Annotated in this window: 24 protein-coding genes and 1 pseudogene; 13 read left to right on the forward strand and 12 right to left on the reverse strand. The window is 42.7% G+C overall.

Annotation, left to right across the window (positions count from 1 at the left end):
• The first annotated feature begins 9 nt into the window (after nt 1-9).
• The 3 genes from FS373_RS01030 to FS373_RS01040 all read left to right on the forward strand — a co-directional run bounded on the left by FS373_RS01030 (nt 10) and on the right by FS373_RS01040 (nt 2,420).
• On the forward strand, nt 10-693 hold the full coding sequence (locus FS373_RS01030; protein WP_144047500.1) for an ABC transporter ATP-binding protein: 684 nt from the start codon (nt 10-12) through the stop codon (nt 691-693).
• Nucleotides 690-2,042 (forward strand): hypothetical protein, encoded by a 1,353-nt coding sequence (locus FS373_RS01035; RefSeq protein WP_229380950.1) that lies wholly within the window; start codon nt 690-692, stop codon nt 2,040-2,042. The genes FS373_RS01030 and FS373_RS01035 overlap by 4 nt, the downstream gene beginning before the upstream one ends.
• Nucleotides 2,043-2,240: 198 nt before the next feature.
• Nucleotides 2,241-2,420 carry a CCGSCS motif protein gene (locus FS373_RS01040; RefSeq protein ID WP_144047499.1) on the forward strand — a complete coding sequence of 60 codons (180 nt, stop codon included), beginning with the start codon at nt 2,241-2,243 and terminating at the stop codon, nt 2,418-2,420.
• 123 nt (nt 2,421-2,543) lie between these two features.
• Here FS373_RS01040 and FS373_RS01045 read toward each other — a convergent pair whose 3' ends face one another.
• Genes FS373_RS01045 through FS373_RS01055 form a run of 3 tightly spaced genes read right to left on the reverse strand, consistent with a single transcriptional unit; the run spans nt 2,544 to nt 3,396 of the window.
• Nucleotides 2,544-2,942, reverse strand: a complete 399-nt coding sequence (locus tag FS373_RS01045) for a TM2 domain-containing protein (protein ID WP_227992499.1) — start codon at nt 2,940-2,942, stop codon at nt 2,544-2,546.
• Nucleotides 2,939-3,175 (reverse strand): membrane protein insertion efficiency factor YidD, encoded by a 237-nt coding sequence (yidD, locus tag FS373_RS01050; protein WP_144047498.1) that lies wholly within the window; start codon nt 3,173-3,175, stop codon nt 2,939-2,941. The genes FS373_RS01045 and yidD overlap by 4 nt, the downstream gene beginning before the upstream one ends.
• Entirely contained in the window at nt 3,175-3,396 is a 222-nt protein-coding gene (locus FS373_RS01055; protein WP_144047497.1) for a DUF4177 domain-containing protein, read from the reverse strand. Before FS373_RS01055 ends, yidD begins: the two co-directional genes overlap by 1 nt.
• Nucleotides 3,397-3,606: 210 nt before the next feature.
• Between FS373_RS01055 and FS373_RS01060 the strand changes: the two genes are divergently transcribed.
• Nucleotides 3,607-4,485, forward strand: coding sequence for a 4'-phosphopantetheinyl transferase family protein (locus FS373_RS01060; protein WP_144047496.1), 879 nt, complete (start codon nt 3,607-3,609; stop codon nt 4,483-4,485).
• Nucleotides 4,486-4,630: 145 nt separating this feature from the next.
• Here the strand turns inward: FS373_RS01060 and FS373_RS01065 are convergent, their stop codons facing one another.
• Both FS373_RS01065 and FS373_RS01070 read right to left on the reverse strand, forming a co-directional pair.
• Nucleotides 4,631-5,821, reverse strand: coding sequence for an alginate export family protein (locus FS373_RS01065; RefSeq protein ID WP_144047495.1), 1,191 nt, complete (start codon nt 5,819-5,821; stop codon nt 4,631-4,633).
• 423 nt (nt 5,822-6,244) lie between these two features.
• A complete protein-coding gene (locus tag FS373_RS01070; RefSeq protein ID WP_152828873.1) occupies nt 6,245-8,242 on the reverse strand; it encodes an alkyl/aryl-sulfatase in 1,998 nt (665 codons plus the stop codon).
• 137 nt (nt 8,243-8,379) lie between these two features.
• Between FS373_RS01070 and FS373_RS01075 the strand changes: the two genes are divergently transcribed.
• A complete protein-coding gene (locus FS373_RS01075) occupies nt 8,380-9,285 on the forward strand; it encodes a LysR family transcriptional regulator (protein WP_144047493.1) in 906 nt (301 codons plus the stop codon).
• A 191-nt stretch (nt 9,286-9,476) separates the two neighbouring features.
• Here the strand turns inward: FS373_RS01075 and queF are convergent, their stop codons facing one another.
• Nucleotides 9,477-10,334, reverse strand: coding sequence for an NADPH-dependent 7-cyano-7-deazaguanine reductase QueF (gene queF / locus FS373_RS01080; RefSeq protein ID WP_185976867.1), 858 nt, complete (start codon nt 10,332-10,334; stop codon nt 9,477-9,479).
• Between the two features lie 60 nt (nt 10,335-10,394).
• On the opposite strand from queF, the gene syd reads away from it, so the two are divergent.
• Nucleotides 10,395-11,060: a SecY-interacting protein gene (gene syd / locus FS373_RS01085; protein ID WP_144047492.1), complete on the forward strand. Its 666-nt coding sequence runs from the start codon at nt 10,395-10,397 to the stop codon at nt 11,058-11,060.
• 51 nt (nt 11,061-11,111) lie between these two features.
• On the opposite strand, the gene FS373_RS01090 is transcribed toward syd, so the two are convergent.
• Nucleotides 11,112-11,885 carry a Zn-ribbon-containing protein gene (locus FS373_RS01090; protein ID WP_144047491.1) on the reverse strand — a complete coding sequence of 258 codons (774 nt, stop codon included), beginning with the start codon at nt 11,883-11,885 and terminating at the stop codon, nt 11,112-11,114.
• Nucleotides 11,885-12,214 (reverse strand): hypothetical protein, encoded by a 330-nt coding sequence (locus FS373_RS01095; protein ID WP_152828875.1) that lies wholly within the window; start codon nt 12,212-12,214, stop codon nt 11,885-11,887. Before FS373_RS01095 ends, FS373_RS01090 begins: the two co-directional genes overlap by 1 nt.
• 148 nt (nt 12,215-12,362) lie before the next feature.
• On the opposite strand from FS373_RS01095, the gene FS373_RS01100 reads away from it, so the two are divergent.
• The gene (locus FS373_RS01100; protein WP_144047489.1) at nt 12,363-12,734 is read left to right on the forward strand and encodes a DUF3192 domain-containing protein; all 372 of its coding nucleotides are present in this window, start codon (nt 12,363-12,365) and stop codon (nt 12,732-12,734) included.
• Nucleotides 12,735-12,747: 13 nt separating this feature from the next.
• Here the strand turns inward: FS373_RS01100 and FS373_RS01105 are convergent, their stop codons facing one another.
• Entirely contained in the window at nt 12,748-12,975 is a 228-nt protein-coding gene (locus FS373_RS01105) for a DUF2789 domain-containing protein (RefSeq protein ID WP_144047488.1), read from the reverse strand.
• A 172-nt stretch (nt 12,976-13,147) separates the two neighbouring features.
• On the opposite strand from FS373_RS01105, the gene FS373_RS01110 reads away from it, so the two are divergent.
• Both FS373_RS01110 and FS373_RS01115 read left to right on the forward strand, forming a co-directional pair.
• Nucleotides 13,148-13,792 carry a GNAT family N-acetyltransferase gene (locus tag FS373_RS01110; RefSeq protein ID WP_152828876.1) on the forward strand — a complete coding sequence of 215 codons (645 nt, stop codon included), beginning with the start codon at nt 13,148-13,150 and terminating at the stop codon, nt 13,790-13,792.
• A gap of 5 nt (nt 13,793-13,797) precedes the next feature.
• Nucleotides 13,798-13,974: pseudogene (locus tag FS373_RS01115) on the forward strand (Mpo1-like protein); the annotation flags it as partial.
• A 1,828-nt stretch (nt 13,975-15,802) separates the two neighbouring features.
• Here the strand turns inward: FS373_RS01115 and FS373_RS01120 are convergent.
• Both FS373_RS01120 and FS373_RS01125 read right to left on the reverse strand, forming a co-directional pair.
• Nucleotides 15,803-16,192: a DUF3301 domain-containing protein gene (locus FS373_RS01120; protein ID WP_144047487.1), complete on the reverse strand. Its 390-nt coding sequence runs from the start codon at nt 16,190-16,192 to the stop codon at nt 15,803-15,805.
• The gene (locus tag FS373_RS01125) at nt 16,189-17,202 is read right to left on the reverse strand and encodes a DUF3549 family protein (protein WP_152828878.1); all 1,014 of its coding nucleotides are present in this window, start codon (nt 17,200-17,202) and stop codon (nt 16,189-16,191) included. Before FS373_RS01125 ends, FS373_RS01120 begins: the two co-directional genes overlap by 4 nt.
• A 147-nt stretch (nt 17,203-17,349) precedes the next feature.
• Between FS373_RS01125 and FS373_RS01130 the strand changes: the two genes are divergently transcribed.
• Together FS373_RS01130 and truC are read left to right on the forward strand one after the other, a co-directional pair.
• Nucleotides 17,350-17,670 carry a YqcC family protein gene (locus FS373_RS01130; RefSeq protein WP_152828879.1) on the forward strand — a complete coding sequence of 107 codons (321 nt, stop codon included), beginning with the start codon at nt 17,350-17,352 and terminating at the stop codon, nt 17,668-17,670.
• 22 nt (nt 17,671-17,692) lie between these two features.
• Nucleotides 17,693-18,511 carry a tRNA pseudouridine(65) synthase TruC gene (gene truC, locus FS373_RS01135; protein WP_144049060.1) on the forward strand — a complete coding sequence of 273 codons (819 nt, stop codon included), beginning with the start codon at nt 17,693-17,695 and terminating at the stop codon, nt 18,509-18,511.
• Here the strand turns inward: truC and FS373_RS01140 are convergent.
• Nucleotides 18,508-18,693 carry a hypothetical protein gene (locus FS373_RS01140; RefSeq protein ID WP_152828880.1) on the reverse strand — a complete coding sequence of 62 codons (186 nt, stop codon included), beginning with the start codon at nt 18,691-18,693 and terminating at the stop codon, nt 18,508-18,510. The genes truC and FS373_RS01140 overlap by 4 nt on opposite strands.
• A gap of 100 nt (nt 18,694-18,793) precedes the next feature.
• On the opposite strand from FS373_RS01140, the gene FS373_RS01145 reads away from it, so the two are divergent.
• Both FS373_RS01145 and FS373_RS01150 read left to right on the forward strand, forming a co-directional pair.
• Nucleotides 18,794-19,258: a flavodoxin gene (locus FS373_RS01145; RefSeq protein ID WP_144047484.1), complete on the forward strand. Its 465-nt coding sequence runs from the start codon at nt 18,794-18,796 to the stop codon at nt 19,256-19,258.
• Nucleotides 19,210-20,679, forward strand: a complete 1,470-nt coding sequence (locus FS373_RS01150) for a PTS transporter subunit EIIC (protein ID WP_144047483.1) — start codon at nt 19,210-19,212, stop codon at nt 20,677-20,679. Before FS373_RS01145 ends, FS373_RS01150 begins: the two co-directional genes overlap by 49 nt.
• Nucleotides 20,680-20,742 lie beyond the last annotated feature (63 nt).

The following is a 20,742-nucleotide window of genomic DNA, read 5'->3' on the forward strand; positions in this document are numbered from 1 at the left end:
GAGCTAAATATGAGTATTCGAACGACTCAACTGTGTAAGACTTACAACCAAGATACTGATTTTCCTGTTCATGCAGTCAAAGCCTTAGATCTTAATATTGAACAGGGAGAGTTTGTCGCCGTGATGGGACCCTCGGGTTCGGGGAAAACCACCTTGTTAAACATGATAGGTGGCATCGATGAACCTACATCCGGGAAGGTAGTCATTGATGGCAATGATATCTGCGAGCTTAGTGATAAAAACTTGATCGCATTTCGCCGGGATAATATTGGTTTTATCTTCCAGGATTACAGTTTACTGCCAGTGTTGACTGCACTGGAAAATGTAGAATTTGTCATGCAGTTGCAGGGACATAGCGAGGCAGAATGTCGGGTACGAGCCACTGAACTCTTGAATCGCGTGGGATTGGGGGATCATTTGCATAAGGTGCCTTCCAAACTCTCTGGTGGTCAACAGCAGCGTGTCGCAGTGGCACGAGCGTTAGCCCCAAGGCCCAGGTTTGTGATGGCCGATGAGCCGACTGCAAATTTAGATGCGGCCAACACCTCTGAGTTACTGGATATCATGCAGCAGCTCAACGAAAATGAGGGCACGACTTTTATCTTCTCAACTCATGACCCACGGGTGATCAAGCGTGCGCGCCGGGTCATTGTCTTTGAAGATGGTCAATTAACCGAGGACCGTGTGCGGTGAAGAGTGCAGGGACAGGTACAAGTGCAGTGAAGAGTGCTGTGAGACTCACTGCTTCACTATTGTTTGGCTTAATTATTTTACTCTTGAATCCGGTACTCGCTTCACCTATTCCGGGTCTTGAACCCGCTAAAAGCTGGGACCTCGATGGTTATATAAAGTACATGGGCACTTACACTTCTCCCGATGACTCATCAGGTATATCGGATCACCTGTTACATCAAAGATTTAACTTCGAATACCGCTTCGATAGTGAGCTGAGATTTAATGTCTCGATGCGTAATCGACTCTTCTATGGGGATAGTGCAGAAGTTCCCGGCTATGGCGATCTGATAGGCTCAGACCCTGGTTACTGGGATATGTCGACAACCTGGCTTGATAACGATGCCTGGGTGGGGAATACTCAGTTTGATCGTGCTTATATAGATTGGAAACCCAGTGAATTCGCTGGTGGAGACTGGCAGGCTAGGGTGGGGCGTTTTCGTATTAACTGGGCGATGAGTACGTTGTGGAACCCAAACGATATCTTCAATGCTTACTCGATATATGATTTTGACTATGAGGAGCGAAGTGGCGCTGATGCTGTGCTTATTAGCCGACAACTCGGCTTTGCCAGTTCATTAGATTTTGTCTATAACCCAAACCAAGACAGCAAATTAACCAGTTTTGCTATGCGTTATCTGAGCAATTATGAGAGCTGGGATTTGCAGTTTTTAATCGGAAAGTCGGGATTTGATCATGTCTTGGGAGCCGGTTTTGCCGGAGATCTATCGGGGGCCGGATTCAGAGGCGAGTTTAGCTATTTTGACCCTCAATATGACTATTGGCCAGTCGAAGACGCGGCTGCATATAATGCGAGCGCTAGTATTTCAGGCATTCACACTCCAAGTGCTAATGCTCCGAATATTAATACAGCGGACGTTTTCAATGCTTTTTCCGGTGAGCCACAGCGTTTAGTTGCAACTAGTGTATCGACTCTGGAGATGGATTACAGTTTCACCGGACCGAGAAACTGGATGGTCAGAGGGTCAGTGCTGCATATCTCCAATCCGACTGAGCCTGATAGCGCCTTGCTCTATTTAAACCTTCCTCTGACAGCAAGAACCTTAAGTTTTACCAACTGGACCCGTTATCTGGAGCTTGGCTTCGATATCTCGCCCTTGAGCCGACTCACCTTTAGCAGCAGTTTTTATGATGATGGCTCTTACTTTATTGGTGCCAACATGAGTTATTCTCTCGCAAATGAGTGGAGCTTGTTAATGGTCGCTCAACGCTTCGATGGCAGCAGTGGCAGTTTGTTCGGCGTGACTCCCTCGACACTGGGTTATATGCAGCTTAAATGGAGCTTTTAGTCGGAGATTTATTACGCATTAGGGGAATGATTGCTTAACCCCGATTCATATTGATTATTAGCGTGTCATTCTGCATCTAATGCTATTCATTATTTGAGACCTTGCTCACAAACAGCACTATATATTTGACTACAATAGTCGAAGTTAATAACATGCGTAAAATATAAATGTTTAACGTGTTGTTTAAAGGGGATCACAATGGCTTTAGCAGGTGTTAGTTTTTTCAAAAAGAAAGATGCGGCAGGAAAAAATACCCAAACTGAACTTGAGTCTATTCAAAGTTTGAAGCAGGGATCAGAGCAGGAGAATACTGATATTGAGGCAGAGAAGAAGCCTAAACATGGTGAACCCGGTGTGTGCTGCGGCTCATGTTCATAATTTCGAATGGTATGAATGTTAGTTGAAATCGAAAGTGTCATAAAAAATCCTCGATAGATCGAGGATTTTTAGTAACAAGCTCTCTCATCATTAAGAATGAACCATCTCTAAGCTTAGGGCTTTTCAGCTTTTTTCGTTGAGGATGTCGGTTAAACAAGCTTGCATCACTTGGTTATTGTATTGATGGATGATATTTTGTGCATTGAGTAATTGAGGTAACTCTAACAGGAATACTAGGCCATAAATGCCAAGGCCAATCCAGGGAGGCTCGACACAGAACAATAGAATGAGCCCTAAAATAAATAGACTCGAATTCACTGCGCCGCGAACAAATTTCCCAAGGTAAAAGTGGTGAAATCCTGCAATAAAGCACCAATTTAATACGGCATAGGTGTCCGGATCTTTAATGCTTTTAAGCTCTAATCTATGGTAATGCTTTCTCTGTTCATCGCTTAGCTGACGAACTTTAAGACGTATAGCTTCCTCTTGTTCGACTAAGGCCTGTTTAGACAAGAACATCATTGCCCCTTATGCAGTGGATCATGACTGATATTGGCACAATCAGGCTCTGAACAGCGCATAATACGTTTTAATCCGAGTTTGCAGCCAGTAAACAGGCCATAATAATTGATGGCTTGTTTAGTGTATTCTGAGCAGGTCGGTATAAAGTTACATTCCAGACTAAAGTAATGTTTAGAGCCGCCTTTGCGCTGATAGCTATTAATCAAAGCGATAGCCAGCTTGGATAAACTCATTAGCCGTTACGACCTAAAGTGACAATCACGGCTTCTCGACTCCAAAATAGCCAAAAACGCTTACGTTCGATCACTTGAAACACGACTTGCCAGCCTTCAGCGGCTTGCTCATTAAGTGTTGCTTCCATTTTTTTTAGTGGTAGACCGCTGGAGCCTAAAAAGATCGTACCGCAGCCACCTTCGACGATATGAACTACCTTGTACTCTTTATAACTTGTCATTATCTTCCTAAATTAAATTTTAATTCTAATATAGACAATAACTTACATTAATAATTAGGTGACGTAAATGACATTCAATGCCTATTGAGAGTAAAGAAGCTGATATTTATATAACAAAACATAAAACTGGATGCTGCTTTTGATTAGGTATCTCTATGGCTTTGGCTTTGATAAGATCTCATCTGTTTATTTCACTATTTCGGAGCTAGTTTGAGCCAAGTCATTTCACCCAAGGCGTTAAGCCGAGGGAAACTCAGTCTTTTTTTCTGTCCACTCGAACATGAACTTTTAACATCTGAGCAGGCTGACTCGATTAGGCGTTGGCTACCCGAAGATGAACTGACTAAGGTGTCGCGTTATATTCAGCTTTCGGCCAGAGATAAAGGTTTGATGGTTAGAGGGTTCCTAAGAGGAATCTTATCCCTAGTTGCTAAGGAAACTTGTTCAAATGGAGAATCTGTTTCACCGGCGGATTGGCGTTTCGAATATGGCAAAAAAGGAAAACCTAAGCTGATCAGTGAGCAACAAGCTCAAAGTGGACTGCTGTTTAATATTAGTCATAGTGGTGACTGGCTGGTGGTCGCTGTGATGGAGGAAACTGAATATCATAAAATTAATGAACTAGGGGTAGATATAGAGCGATGTAGGCAAACGACGAACATTTATCCTATCTTGAATCATTATTTTACTCATGAAGAGTCAGAGGCCTTACTTGCGCTGCCAAATGATAAACAAAGAGAACGCTTTTTCGATTTATGGGCGCTGAAGGAGTCCTATATCAAGGCTAAAGGCCTTGGCCTGGCTTTATCTCTTAAATCATTTAGCTTCGATTTTTCTGGCATTAAAAAGGAAAAGTTAGATTTATTCGCAAAAGGTAGCTGTATTGATGTGTTACCTCTCTTTGAAGACATTCAATTAAACCTTCATCGGGGAGAGTCGGTAAAATTGGCTGATACTTGGTCGGTGTTATTCGGTAAGTTAAATGAAGATTATCGATTTGCTGTGAGTCTAGATAACGATTCAAAGCTTGATACTCATGCTCAGAAAATGGACATCACAACTCTGTTAAAAGAATTTGAATCTAATTAGTACAATAAAAAAAGAGCAGAGTGACAAAAAACATCATTGCCATTTCTGCTCGAGAGGGAGCGATAGATAATCCTTAACCTAAGCAGGAAGAACCTGAGTCAGGCATTATCGATGCGCTTTATTGCTCTTTTAGCTTAACATTCAATTAGTATTTAGCCTGCAATGTTAACCATAGCTTGTCGGTATCATTCGAGAAGCCGTAACCCGCATCGGCGCCACTGAAACTTGCGTATTTCACGCCGACATCATAGTGCTTCGCAAATGGGTAGGTTGCCGCTATGCCCCATTCCTTACCCATATCGATATCACCGTAGTCAGAATCAAACTTATGATATTTGGCGAGTAGTTTAAGCCCCGCAACTTTTGCTGTTAATACCACATGGGCATCTACGAGACCGTTCTCCCAGTTTCCCATACCGCCAAAGAGAAATTTATCTGTCCAGCCGTTGAAGGCGTGCAGTGTCGCTAGTGGCGTGATAAAACCAGCCTTGCCGTCATCAGAGCCTAAGACTTCGTAACCTATTTTGGCACCGAAGCCTTCGAAACCTACACCAGCACCCAATTTATAATAATTAGCGGTGTAACTTGTCGGGTTATCCCCGCCCTCAGATTGCTGAGCATATTCTGCTTCATAGCTGAGCTTGATAGCATCAAGCTTGAGTTTTCCTGCTGCACGAATACCGTAAGTGTCGCTTGAGAAGGCGGCAACATCTATGTTGTCAATCAGGTATGCATAGCCTGTGATATTCGCAATCTCACCCGCTTTGTAGTTTATGTTAAGCAGGTTTGTTTCGTTCTTATGCTCATCTTTGCCTGAGTCCTCAGAGAAGATGCGGTTTACGTTGTTAATATAAGAATAGTAAACCGTGAGGTTTTCAAGGGCGGTATTCTTTACCGAGAAGGCATCATAAGTTTGCTCATTTTGACGGAAACCTACGCCACCGACGAATCTTTGATTATCCAGCAATATTCGCTGACGACCATATTTGACCAAGGTTTCAGCTGGGCCTCGATAGCCGATGAATGCCTGATTGATCTGAGTGTATTCATAATCGCCGATCAGTGGTTCGTTGTCGGTGGAGCGTACATCATCGACTTCAGTCAGTGCAAACAGCTTGTAGATATCACCGGTCTGGTAGGTTAAGCGAGTACGTAATGTGGTTTGATTTTGATTATCGACCGTATCTACATCGGCATCTTCGTAGCGTAAACGAAATTGTAGATTAATTTTTGAATCATCGATAAAGGCTTTCTTTAATGGGTCTACGCTGTCAGCGGCAACCGCAGAGGCTGAAAGAGAAGCTAAAATTGCTAGGGTAAGTGCACGAACTTTCATTGTGTAGTCCTTATGTTTCATCATTGCTCAGTGACTGTTATAGATGTGAACTGGAATTGCTTGTTTGATCTGAAACAAACTTCATCTATGATTTTGATATGGTGTCAATAAGTGTGACGAAGATCGTTGACTTATCCAGATTCCGTATTACCTATAAAGTAGTATTTTTAGCTTTTTCTAATTTAGGTTTTTCGGATGATGCAGGCCTGAAATAGGAACTTTGATTGGTTTGCAACGGTTTAATGAAGCTGGTATCAATGAGGAAAAGCATAGGTTCAATTGTTGAACCTATGCTTATGTAAAGTCGTAATGTCAGTAACTAAAAAAACACCCAAGGTGAGAATTTTGGGTGTTTTAGAGGCCTGTTTTAGTCTGTTTTAATCTAGCGAATAGTATTAAAAAACAGCTTTGCTCACTTGAGTCTTAGTGGGTTCCATTCACTGGCTTTAAAGGCACGATTTCAAAGTCAGGTTTAAATTCGACTAGGCTAGAAGCTATCTTATTGAATGCCGTCTTGTCGCCGCTTAACTTTGCTGTACCATTTAACAGTAACGTTTTGAGTTTAGTTTGACCCATAAGAATACGAGTCACGTCGGCTTTATTGACTGTCAGGTTTGCATCGGCTGGCTTAGGCTTTGTCACTTCTATGTTACTCAAGTTACCGTTACTCATCTCTACATATAGAATACGCTTGTCGTCCGGAGTGATGATGTTCATCGTCACCAGACCTTGCTTAGCTGCCTTAATACTGTCGATTTTGACCGCCAGGAAGTCGAACAGAGTTGGCATATCCATTTCGCTGATCACATCCGCTGACGCTGTTTTAGGCGCTCCAGGCATGATGCCTATTCTTAGCTCCTGAGCGCCAGTGAGGTAGATGTTTCTCCAACCGGCGGTTTCAGACTGATAACCGAGTTGCTCATAGGTATCGGCCAGTAGCTGACGTGCGGTATTGTTACCAGGATCGGCCATCACCACCTTATTCATTGCAGTTGCCACGAAGCGATACTCACCTTGTGAGTAGTCAGATTGAGCGCGCTTAATTACGGCATTGGCACCGCCCATATAATCGACAAATTTAGCGGCTTCTGGGTGGGTTGGCAGAGGATTTAGATTAGCCGGGTTCATGTCAAAATAACCTAAGTACATGTTGTAGACAGCCTTGGCATTATGACTGTAAGAACCATGATAGCCATTGGTATGCCATGACTTGATGATAGATTCAGGGATCGTTTCTTGGATCGCATCCCCTATATCCTGAATGGTGACTCCTTGGTTAGCCAGGCGCAGTGTCTGATTGTGAATTAAGCCATAGTTATCTCGTTGTAGCCTAAGGAAATCGTTGATCTCACTATTGCCCCAAATCGGTGCCGTGTGGGCAGAGAATAAGGTTTTGACTTCGCCACCGAAAGTGTTGATCATCGTGTTAATATCTTTGGACCACTTAAGGGCGTCACGCACTTTGGCGCCGCGCAAGGTATAGATATTGTGCATTCCCTGATAGGTGAGCTCGGCGGTCCACAATGCCTTCATTGAGGGAATATAGGTGATCATCTCTGAGGTGGCTTCGGTACCCGAGGCGTCCATAAATACCATTTCTAAGCCATCTATGGTCAGTGTTTCCCACTTGCCTTCACTGTTTAAGGTGTAGTCGGGTTTGACATAGGTTATCTCACCTTTCGATAATCCCTTCCCCAGGGCCGCATCGACGATACCGTGATCATTTTTGTCTAAGGTCGAGCCGTATTGATATGCGACGCGTCGGCTCATGGCATTTCCAGCTAGTACGTTTTCGTCGACAATTTCTTTGGTTATATTGTTGGAACCATACACTTTTACATCAGGGTAGAGTTCCTGCACCCCACGTGAACCACCGAAATGGTCGACGTGGCTGTGGGAGTAGATCATGGCAACAACCGGAAGATCACCACCTTCGGGTAAATTCTTCATGGCAAATTTGAGTGATAGTTTGGCCGCTTCCTTGGTTAGCAAGACATCATAGGCAATCCAGCCGTGTTCGGAGCGGATCAGTGTCATGTTGGCAAGATCGGTACCGCGAATTTGGTATATACCGTCGCGTACCTTATATAAACCGTCGGCCACCATATTCAATTTTGCTTGACGGTATAGGGATGGGTTTACAGTATCTGGGGCTTTACCACTGATATATTCAAAATCGGCGCGCAAAATAGCCGCTGTCTTGCTATCTAGCTTGGCGATAAGGTTTTTTGAGGCCTGATCGAAGGCTGCAGTATCTGAGAAGTTTAGATGCTTTGCGAAGTCATTATTGGCTTGAGCTGTTTGAGCCGTCGCATCTTTGCCCTGATAGTTAACGCTGATGCTTTCGTGCTCATGCTGAGCGGCAAGGCTATTGAAAGACAAGACCGCTATGATTGATACAGAGATAAGTGATTTTTTCATGGAACTACCTTGGTCAAAGTGTATTGATTGACGTCAGTATATCCAGCTTGAATAGATTAATAATTAGCGCTAACCTTGAAGTTAATATTTATATTGTGAATATTAAAACTGTTTTAAAATATACTCAGGAACCTGCTATGCCCCAACAGAAACATTTTGATCTCAACCTTTTACGTGTTTTTATTACGGTATGTAGGGTGGGATCTTTCAGTAAGGCCGCAGAGGAGTTAGACCTCACCCAATCTTCCGTGAGCAATGCGATTAACCGGCTTAAATCTACCGTGGGAGAAGATCTCTTTATTCGAGTGGGCAGGGGGGTCAAACCGACGGCTGGAGCACTTAGCTTGTATGAAGAGTTTAAGGAGCCGCTATCGAGTATCGAGCAATCCTTACAGGGGATGAAGGTGTTTGATCCCCTATGTAGTGAGCGTACGTTTTATGTATATGCTCATGAAACGACAATAGGCTTGCTACATAAGCGAGTAAATGATCACCTTAAATCATTGTCTGTCGATATTGTATTTCGTGAAATACCGATACAGGAAGAGCAACTTCAATTAGATCTTCAGCTCGAAGCTGTCGATCTGGCTATTGACCTGACCAAGCCTGAATTAGCATCTTTCTCGAACGAACTCTTGATGCAAGATAATTTGGTATGTGTGGTAAGAAAGGGGCACCCGAGAATATCAAACACCCTGAGCCGTGAGCAGTATTTTAGTGAGAAGCATATCGTTTTGAATATGAAACGGGGTAACTTGAGTATGGTAGATTTTCTAACCGATGAAGTCTTACCTCACAGAGAGGTGTATTGTGAGCAATCCTCTATTCTCGCTATGTTGGCGACCGTGGCTAAATGTGATGCTATCGCTGTCGCTGCTCAAACCTTTTCTCAAGAATATGCCGAGCTGTTCGGCTTACAGGTACTGCAGCCACCTCTCGATACTCGTGCTATTAACTATCATATGGTTTGGAGTAAGAAGTTAGATCGAAATCCTGCGAGTATCTGGTTAAGAAATACTTTAAAAAAGTTAATCAACGAGTAATGCATTAGCTTTTTATTTGAGAGACAGAGAATGAGCATTTATGTTTACCTTACGTAACGGCTAAAGCTAATCGTGGAGGTTACTGTGGTTGATTATCTCTAGTGTTTTTTGTTGATTACTAGAGATATTTCTTCTAAAGAAAGATGAGCATGGCTCACCTTTCTTTCATTAAAACCTTATTATTCTTCCGCTTATTGCCTGGCTAAACGATGATTTTCTGGTGGAGTCTCAAAATCACTACGGTAAGGGTTAATATCTAATCCACCACGACGTGTATAACGAGCATACACGGTTAGTTTGGTGCAATTGCAGAAACGTTTCAGATCGACAAAGATACGCTCGATACACTGCTCATGAAACTCATTATGCTGGCGGAATGAGATGAGATACCTGAGTAGCTTTTCTCTATCGATTTTTGGCCCCTGATAACGGATCATCACACTGCCCCAATCGGGCTGAGAGGTGATCAAACAGTTAGATTTAAGCAGGTTAGAATTAAGCGTTTCGGCAACGACCGCTTTCTCGTCTGTGCTGTTCTCAAGGTATTGAGGGTTAAAATTGTAGTCATCAACTTCTATATCAAGATCGTCGATACAGGTTCCTGGAAGTTCAACGATGCGTTGGCTAGCGAACTGTTTAGGTTCAAATATCTTAACGCTGACATCGCCTACGGCACATCTTGACAAGTCTTGGGTTAAGGTGGCCTGTACTTGTTCTATATCGTCGAATTTGGTTTGATTGAAACTATTGAGATAGAGCTTAAATGACTTAGATTCGATCAAGTTGTCGCTATCATAGCAGAGTTGAAACTCGGCTATGGCAACGACTGGCTTGCCTTTGGCATTGAGCCAAGATAGTTCATAACCCGTCCAGATATCAGTGCCATGAAAAGGCAAACTTTCATTGAGTTCGAGTGCATCACGATTAAGTTTACGCGGAACCCCTTGCAGCAAAGATGCGTCATACTCGGCCTGATAGCCCGTTGCTTTACCCAGTGTTAAGCCACTGAGTGCCTCGGCATCCGTATAGGGATCATGAACTTGTGTCATCAATAGATATTCCATGTCAAAATAGGAGTACATTATACTCAAATTTTGGACTCCTGCTAAGTGTCTTCTCTACCTGCTTTAGATAATTTCTTGAAAATATATCAACTGGCTTATCTCGAAAAGCTAGGTGAATCTCCGCGTTACTACCCTAGAGGTGAAGGATCTATTTGTATTGAAGGGGAGTTTGAACCCAGTAATTACGATGAGTCTAATGAAGAGGTCACCGTATGTTGGAAGCCGGTAAGAAGAGAAGAGCCAGGATCTTTTTCTAATGTTGAGATTGCGTTAGATATAGAGTTAAGCCCAGACATAGGGGCATTTTTTGGCGAATATTTCTCAGCTCCTCTGCTGTTTAATTGTGATTGGGGACAAGGGGAGCTATTACAGGTATGGAATCAGACAGATTTTGAATACCTACAGCAAAATATGATTGGTCATTTGATGATGAAGAAGAAATTAAAGCAAGCACCTACCTGGTTTATCGGTGTGCTAGGTGATGGAGATAAGATGCTAACGGTAGATAATAGTGATGGCAGCGTCTGGATTGAGATCCCTGGTGAAGCGCCATCTGAAAAATTAACTAGCAGTTTAAATGAGTTTATTGCCCAACTAACCCCTAGAATTGCGCCTCCTGAGCTTCATATCGAGGAGCCTATGCCTGAGTTGGACCATCCGGGAATTTGGAATCGGTTTAAGTTAATGTGGCGAAACCTGCGCGGTAAGTAACAAGATATTATGCGCGAACTCTTGGGGGTTATTGGACCTCATTGCTTCTAGCTAAAGATGATCCCAAGAGATGTTTGACACGATTCGGCAGCTGTCACAGCGAAAGTGGAACATGTCTAATAAAGGTTCATCGAGAAGCCAGTTTTTATTGCCACAACGGGGGCAGGGGCGAGTTTTCTCGCTTGCTAGATTATCTCCGCCGACACGATAGAGGTAATAATAGGTTGGGATTCTTGTTAAGTATTCGATGCGACCTCTCAGATCCCAGCCTCGGCGAAATAGATCACTCGACGTAGACGTTAACTCCTCTAATGCTGCAAACTCAGCTTTTGTTGCTGCAGCCATCTGCAGTTCGTCACAGGCTTGCCACTCAGTTTGCCAGCGAATGATGCGTTTATGATCGCCATTGAATGTTGCTGGCAGCTGGTAGAGTGGGATGGGCTGCAAGGTATCACCGTTTCGTACTGGTGAGCACATGTGCACATAGCTGGTATAAACAAGCTGCCAACTTGGTGTTTCAGAGCTGCTGATTTCTGAATTGATGTCTTGACCTATGTATTTTTCTCTCGGGGCGAGTATTTTTGACTCTGTCAGTTCGACGAGTGCTCTTTCAACCCATGGGCTGTTAAAACGTTTCGCTAAACTACTTTTCTCTGGCATCAAGAGCCTGACTCTAAACTCTCCATCATTGAATGCCACGGCGAATTCACGGCCTAAAATTTGCCCATTGGCTCTATAAGCTTCGAGTAACCCATTAATTGTTTTTTCGGCTGCTGTTATGGTGGTGTTGTCAAAACATTCAAATCTTAATTCAACAACATGCATTATTTTTTCACCTTCATTTTATGGTTTTCAAGCTGTTCTAATCGAGAATTAAGGTTTTGGTAGGCTAGTTTTAATTGAGTAAGCTCTGCTTTTAACTGATCAAGTTCGGACTTACCTTCATCAGGGACGACCGCTGCATGCATTTTACCCTGACTCGGGATCTTCTCTATTGAGCTAGCATCCATCGCCCTAAATTGCTGCAGGCCCTGGATCAGTATGGGCATAGGAATACTGTTGCCAATTTTTGTTTTGATCAGTGCAAGGCTAGGTTTTTTTCCTGCAATCGATATCGATTTAGCCGCTACCAATATTTGTTCTATTGGGCTCATAGTTGGTTATCTTTCTCACTTGTTTAGTAAATGTGACCAGTATGATCTGAGTTTACTACATTAAATCCTTATTTAACAAAAGGATGTATTATTGGCTTGTTTTTTGCTTTCTCTGAGGTTATCTATAATAAAGAAACAGGAAGTCATAGTGAAAACAAATTTAATTGGTTTGGCATTAATTGGTATTACAAGTTTAAGCTTATCTGGCTGCGTACTCAATATTGGTGATGGGGAATCGGGATGGAATGGTCAAGAGGGCTGGGAAGAGACTCAAGATACCAATCGTGAAAACTTGGCTAGATTAAGTCTGGGTATGACTCGAGATCAAGTTACCGTCTTGATGGGAACTGCAGATTTTAATGAAGCCTATATTGAGAAAGACAAAGAGGTTCATGTGCTGTTTTATCGCACACAGCGTAACAAGGGGGATGGTAAAACCACAAAAGATGAATGTACTCCTGTGGTTATCAGCAATAATACCCTTGTAGGCTGGGGAAATATGGCCTACAAAAATATCTAGTTAGTAAACTAAATTACCTAAGTTGGGCGTCTAAATGATCGATTAACTCAGACCATTGGGCGTCCTCTTCAATTGCCTCTTTTAAAAAGCTCTTCTGAGAATCATTCCAAAAATCAGCCTGACAGAGCAGAACGTTAGCGGGTACCGTATGATTTGCGATAAATGTGTTAATACTTTGTTCGCTATTATCTAATCCTAATTGATCAAAAAGATGACTAAGATCTTGAGGTGTGGTGTCCATATTGTTGGTTTCCTATCGCTTATCTGAATAACACAGGTGGCTTAAATATTAGTATGGATCAAACTTCATTAAATTGACGGATAAATAGCGCTTTATGATTAATATTTACACGCTTTAACTTGCTTGCTACATTGGTTGTTAATTGATTTAGATCAAGGGATAACTTAAACCGATGGCAACAGATAATCAAACATTAGAAACCTATCGAGCGGTATACCTTACGGCTGAAGATCTTCGTGTGGCGGCTTCGATACTTTATAACGCCTACCACGATGACCCTTTTTTTATTGAATCATTTCATTCTGGTGATCTTGCCATGTATGAGCAAAAGCTCAGAGGGGCGATTAGGGAGGAGTTAAATGAATTGTGGCAACAAGAACAGACGTTAATTGGGTTATTTGAGGGAGAGCGAATGCTCGGGGTAGCATGTATTGTGTCTCAGCAGCTGCCTCTGGGGGAGTCTCGATATTGGCATTGGCGGTTAAAGATGCTTATCAGTACCGGTTGGCAATCGACACAAGCCTTGATTAAGAAAGAGTCCTGTTTGTTAGAGCACCTGCCGAGTCCGAATTGTGGCATTTTACAATTTATTGCAGTGTCGCCTATTGAACAGAAAAAAGGCTTAGGTAGTAAGTTGGTGCAAGCGGTTTTGAGTTGGTGTGATGAGCAACCAGAAATGGATGGTATTGGTGTTTTTGCTAGTGAACAGCAACATGCTCAGTTGTTTAGCCTGCATGGTTTTACCGCCCTAGAGACTCTCTTTATCGGTAAGGTTGAGGGAGAGTTATTGTTTTATCGAGGGCAAGATAATGAGTAATCCTTTTTAGTGGCAATTTCCACTTGCTTATACTTCTGCCGGTAGTGGGCTATGGTTTTGCTTGGGTGGGTCATTTCATGTTTGAGAAAAACCGCCCGGCAACTTTTCAACATCCGCTTTATAGTTTTTTGGCGGACTGGGTGATGTTAGCTCAGAGAGTCTCACCATTATTTAAAAGATAAACTAGCAGCATGCCTCAATAGTCTGTTAGTACCAAGATTACTGCGATAAGTTATTTTACCCATTACCCATTACCCATTACCCATTACCCAGTGGGCTATTCACGAATATTCAAAATATGTGAAGTAAACATCGTCCTGAGTCTCTGTGAGATATCTCTTACATCCATGTGGGACAAAGTGGTGTGAAATTCACTGTTCATTTTTGCGGATAAAACTAACTATTAAAATTCAAATGGTTATTGGTTTTCCTTTGCTTTTTTTGTGAATGTGATTTTATTGTTTTTCTTACAGCAGGAGTATATAGCTGTCATTACAATTATCATTCTTATTAAGTTAATAGCAGAACGCTTATTGATTTCAGGATGAAACCTAATCTGTTATTAGACATTTTTACAGGGATGTAATGAGCATTTAAATGGACAAGATAGCTGATATGCAGCTCGCACTTCGAAGTGAATAATTGGTCTAATTTTGAATGTGATTTCATGGATAGATTAAAGGATGACTCTCGAGAAGAGAGGGGGACACACTTAAGGATTGAGTATGATTTGGTATAAGGATTACCAAATAAAATGGACCCAGGGAAGAGAAAGGGAGCTAGATAATTAAGGATGATGCAGGGAGCAAGTAAGTTAGCAGGATAGCTAAAAAGTATAAGTATCGGGCACGCCTAATGGTGTGCCCTTTCTTTTGCGCGTGTTCCGTCCAGAGTTAGGTTTACACTTTTCGAATCATGCAAAATATAGTATCGCCAATATTCTGGTCTTCATCTTTATTTGCTTTCGTTAGTGTGAGACATCTCTCACATGAATGTAAGACAAGAGAATTTTTTTGTCATGGTTATGCTACATGGATTGGGGTATTCTGTTTTAAAACAATGCCTTGGTGTTGTCATTGTTGTGTTTTTTAGTTAGCGCTAATCTTGGTGTTTGGTATTTGAACATTATTATTATTAAGATCATCTAGAATTTAACTCGTACAAGGAAATGTATGAAGTGAATGGATACAGTGATCAGGAAGATCGACAGTGGCAGAGGAAGCGTCACTGAAAGGATTCAGTCATGGATGAGGCGCTTTAGGATTGAGCGTCGCTATCAAGGAAGCCAGATTATCCAGGATGGAAAGATTTGCAATCTGGAAGATTGTATACACGGAATGTACTGAAAGGAATCGACAAGGAAGACTTTAGGGACACGCTCAAGGATGAGTCTGCTCGGTTAATGGATTATCGAGTAAATGGAGTAGTATACGGATAGTAAGTACGATATACAGGGATGGATTTTAGGGACACGCTCAAGGATTGAGTCAGCTCGGTTAATGGATTATCGAGTAAATGGAGCAGTATACGGATAGTAAGTACGATATACAGGGATGGATTTTAGGGACACGCTCAAGGATTGAGTCAGCTCGGTTAATGGATTATCGAGTAAATGGAGCAGTATACGGATAGTAAGTACGATATACAGGGATGGATTTTAGGGACACGCTCAAGGATTGAGTCAGCTCGGTTAATGGATTATCGAGTAAATGGAGCAGTATACGGATATAAGTACGGATATACATGGATGACCTTATGGACACGCTTAAGGATGAGTTAGCTCGGTTAATGGACTACCGAGTAAATGGAGAAGTAACAGTGGGTATTTATATCCACTATACAGGGAAATAACAGGACGTTACAGGGATGATGCAGGGAGCACATTGAACGCATGGATGGTGCAGGGAGCATAATAAATAGCAGGATTGCTTAACAAAAGAGACAAAAAGCGCGGCTTCTAGGAGCCGCGTTTTTTCTTTTCAGTATATTAGCTTTACTATCCTTACAGCCTTATTTGCACTTGCCTGTATTACAGCTGCCTTTAGAGCCACAGCTTCCGCCTACAGAACCGCGAGATTCTGGTGCATCAAGCCATTCGGGTTCCGGGAAAATTGGCCATTTAACCTTCTGTACTTTTTTCCCATGCATCCATATTTCAGCCTTATACTGATTAATACCATCGGTACTAAATTCAAGCAGATACTTAGCCTTCCATGTAAGTCCGCTGCTGCCACCTATACTTGGTCTAGCCGATTCCATTGCAATGGCGAGTAGTTGTACCTTTTGTTTATTGCACTCTCTCTGGGCAAATAGTCGACTGATTTCAGCCATCTGCCTCAATTGCCAAAAAAATGCGGCAACAACGACGAGTGCAACGATAAGTAAAAAATCTGTCATCATGATTTTATGACCTTAAATAATCCACCAATTGCAGATGCTAATTGTGGGCTTCTCTTTGGGTTACGCAGTTCAGCGAGGATCAGTGATCGTAATGCTGGTATTGCCACAATATCTGCAAAAATTTGATTGAAGAAATGCTGTTCTTGGCTTGCCAGAGCTTCTAAGAAAATAGTGCGGGTTTGCTCAAGCTTGAGTACAGTCCAATTTCTGCCTGCTATAGTGATCAAGGCTTCAGCATCGAGTATTCCTTGCTCTTGAATATGTGAAATCGCTTGCTGGGTTAATTCTTCATTCGATGCCAGAGCACGTAAAAAATAGAGCTTATTTTGCTTATCGGTACTGAGCAGTTGTTCAAAAACTCTGTTGGCGAGGCTCTTTTCAAGAGTAAGATGCTCGAAACATTGGCACAGGGCAATCTGAACTTCAATTGAGCAGTAGTCAAAGCTATTGACTAGCTGCTGGAGGTGATCGAGTTCGTTGGCTCTAACACTGATATCGGCAATCCCTTGTAGACCGACTTGTTGCCACTTATCGGCTGAGATTTGTCCGCTGAGGTATTGGTACGCATACTCATATTGAGAAGAGGCCTTACCATTAAGCTGCTTTCTCACCAGAGCATTAAACAGTGCCAGCTTTTCTGCCGATGGTTTAAAAGCGAAAGGATGATTAGCGAGCTTCTGCTGCTCTGCTTCAGTTAAATCTTTAGTTGGATCTCGCCCTAAAGCTTCTATGATCATCTTGATGAATTGGGTTCTGGGTGCGGGGGAGAGTAGGCCGCGTTCATCTAATGGTAATTTTAGAAACCAGATATAATGTTGCTGGCTCGCATCCCAAAATACGATGGCAAACTGGGCATGTCCCTGAATGGGATAAGGATAAGGTGATGCCAGATTCTCGAATTGGTGAAACGCCATCATATCGATGCTTTGCACTCTTCTGCCCATATCATAGACTTGAAACTGAGTATTTGCTGTCGATAAAAACTGGCTAAGGGTGGTGATTTCTGTCATTTTTCTGCCGTAACACTGAGATCCGTGATGTAATGGCGTCTAGTATAGGGTGAAGTGGGTTGAGATGGTATTATTTACAGGTCTCAAATTAGAGAAGCGGACATGGTTCGGCTTAAGGCCTATTTACGCTAAAAATAAGGTTACTATTTGTTGTATATAAAAACGACTCAGAAGCTACAAGAGTTAGAAGAAGAATTAAAGCGTCGTTCTCTATGGAATCTGGATGTGCCCTCAGCAGAAGCCATGGCCGATACATCACCTTTTAGCTGTGAGGCCATGTCTTTTGAAAGCTGGGTGCAGTTTATTTTTATTCCTAAAATGCGTGCCTTGATTGCCAGTAGGCAAGTGTTACCCAATAACATAGCCATCGCACCTATGGCACATCATGTATGGAATGATGTAAAAGAGCGGCACACATTAATTATGATTTTTGATGATTTGGATAAATTTCTCAGTGAACCAAGATAAAGAAGACAAACAAGTGAGTAATATGACTCACTTGAAACAAGTAGAAGAGAATCTTGCTGGCGAAGAGACAATCGAGGAAGCGCCCCCTGAGATTGAAATCTTATTTGAAGATGACGATATCGTTGCGATTCATAAACCTGCAGGTTTACTGGTTCATCGATCATATTTGGCTCGTCGGGAACGATTCTTTGCGATGCAATTGACTCGAGATAAAGTCGGCTGTCATGTTTTTCCCGTTCATCGCCTCGACCGGCCAACCTCAGGGGTATTGTTATTTGCTAAGAGCAGTGAAATGGCCAATGCGTTATGTGAGCAATTTGCTGATAAGACCATTGAAAAGCATTATCTCGCCATAGTGCGTGGCAATATGCATGAAGCGGCTACCTTAGATTATCCATTGAAAGTAGAGCTCGATGATTTGGGTGATAAGGATGTAGCTCCAGATAAACCGGCTCAAGATGCGGTGACCAGTTATCAGCCTTTGTTAAATACTGAGATCCCTTTTTCTTCTGGTCGTTATGCTTCCAGTCGTTATGCGCTGGTGAAATTAACTCCTCATACGGGGCGTAAACATCAGCTGAGACGACACATGGCGCATCTCAGACACCCAATCCTTGGTGATACAACCCATGGAGATGGTAAGCAGAATAAGTTTTTCAGGGAACATTTTTCGGTAAACAGGCTTTGGCTTATTGCTAAGCAACTCACTTTTAATCATCCCAGGACGGGAGAGCGTATGGTTATCGAAACCGAGTTAGAACATCAATGGTTCGATCTATTTAAAGGTTTAGGTTGGGACGAAGAGGCTTTGGCATCAGATACTTCATATCTGTTAGCTTAGCCAGTCTTATCCACAGCGACTACAAGATCATCAGACGTGGAGAGATCATTTTCTTGAACTTGTTCAGCAAGGCCAACAGGAATGTAATTGCTAGTATGTTGTGATGTGAAATAACGCATACGCCTGATATGAGCAGAGCGGTGAACATGCTTTATGTGCTTGCGTCTACTGAAGTGGTGCATCTTAAGGCCCTTGAAGATTCAGCCGAATAAGTTGGCATGAAGCTATCAATAAAGTATGTTTGAAGTATAAATCTAATTTAAACGCAGGGCGATCTGAAACATGAAAAAAGTGAATTTGGTTTTTGGGACTGTCTATGGTAATGCACAGTTTGTTGCAGAGACCCTGTTTGGAGTGCTAAAGGAAGAAGGGAGGGAGGTGTCGCTGTTGATGCATGATCAACTGGACGGTTTTGTCCCTCCACAAGATGAGCTGTTATTGGTGATTTGTTCCACCACAGGCCAAGGCGATGTGCCTGAAGATATACAACCATGGTTTGAAAATTTAAAATCTACAGCGCCATACATGCCCCAATTGAAATACGGGGTGATAGCCTTAGGCGATTCCAGCTATGAGACCTTTTGTGGAGCTGGGGTCAAGTTTGATGAACTGCTTACAGAATGTGGTGCTAAACGTATCGGTGAAGTACTGAAAATCGATGCATGTGAAACAATGGAACCAGAGGTAGAAGCGAAGGCATGGCTGCAAAGTTGGAACGCATTAATCGATATGGAAATGGTTGCCTAAGATATATTAGTCAACACTGGTTTAAATTTGCGCAGAGGCTGAGTCAAGCGCTGTTAATCCCGATTGCAATTTTACCCGCTGCTGGCGTGATGATAGGTTTGGCATCGAATCCTCTGCCATTTATTCCTGACGCAATCTCTTTGGTCATGCTTGCGGTGGGGAAGCTCATCTTTACCATGATGCCCATGCTATTTGCCGTCGCCGTATCCATCGGATTTTGTAAGGATCAAGGTATAGCCGCATTCACTGCGGTTTTTGGCTTTGGTGTCTACCTTTCAAGCATGGCTGCGCTAGCCGAGGTCTATGGCATATCGACTCGGATGCTATGGGGGATTAATACCATAGACACTGGCATTGCTGGTGGCATGCTAGTTGGGGCCGTGACTTGTCTCGCCGTTAAACAGAGCGAAAATGTACGGCTTCCTGCCGTATTTTCTTTCTTTGAAGGAAGGAGAAGCGCTCCGTTACTGATGATCCCTCTCTGTATCGCACTCTCATATCTGCTCATAAATATCTGGCCTAGCTTATCACTGCAAATAGAGCGATTTTCTGATTGGGTTGTTTACCAAAAACCAGCACAAGCGTTTGCGCTCTATGGAACCGTGGAGCGGTTACTTATCCCATTGGGTCTGCATCATATATGGAATGCACCATTTTATTTGGAGATGGGACAATTTGTGAAAGAGGGGGAGGTTATCAGGGGGGAGGTTGCTAGGTATCTTGCCGGCGATCCTTTGGCCGGTAATTTAGCCGGAGGCTATCTGATTAAAATGTGGGGGCTCCCTGCCGCTGCTATTGCCATCTGGCGATGTGCAGATAAGACTCAGAGAAATCGAGTCGCAGGCATTATGATCTCAGCCGCTTCAGCCAGTTGGTTAACGGGGGTGACCGAACCCATAGAGTTTGCCTTTATGTTTGTCGCTCCTTTTCTATTTTTACTGCATGCTTTAATGACCGGGCTGGCATATGCAGTTTGTATCTCGTTGGATATACATCACAGTCTGGTATTTTCACATGGGTTGGTCGATTTTACTCTTTTGTTTAATAACTCACAAAATAGCGAATGGTTTCTGATTTTAGGTCCGATCACAGCATTGATTTATTATTTAGTCTTTCGGGGCTCTATTTTATTCTTTAACCTTAAAACCCCTGGCCGGATGGAAGAGGAGCTGCAGCCGAAGGCTAGCCTAAGAACCATAGTTAACGCGCTGGGCGGTGCAGATAATATCTTAGATCTCAATGCATGCCTGACTCGGCTTAGGATCAGCGTAAAGCAACCGGGTTTAGTCGATAAACTCAGGCTAGAGCAGCTTGGCGCTAAGGGGGTCGTGGTCGTTGGCAAGGGTATACAAGTCGTTTACGGCACTAAAGCGGAAAGCTTACGCAGATTATTACAGCGATATATAGATACTCGCTCTTGATCCCCACGATAGTATGTTGACATTTCACTTTAGATTTATGAATTAATTTTACGAATTATAGGG

The sequence above is a fragment of the Shewanella sp. YLB-07 genome (assembly GCF_009377275.1).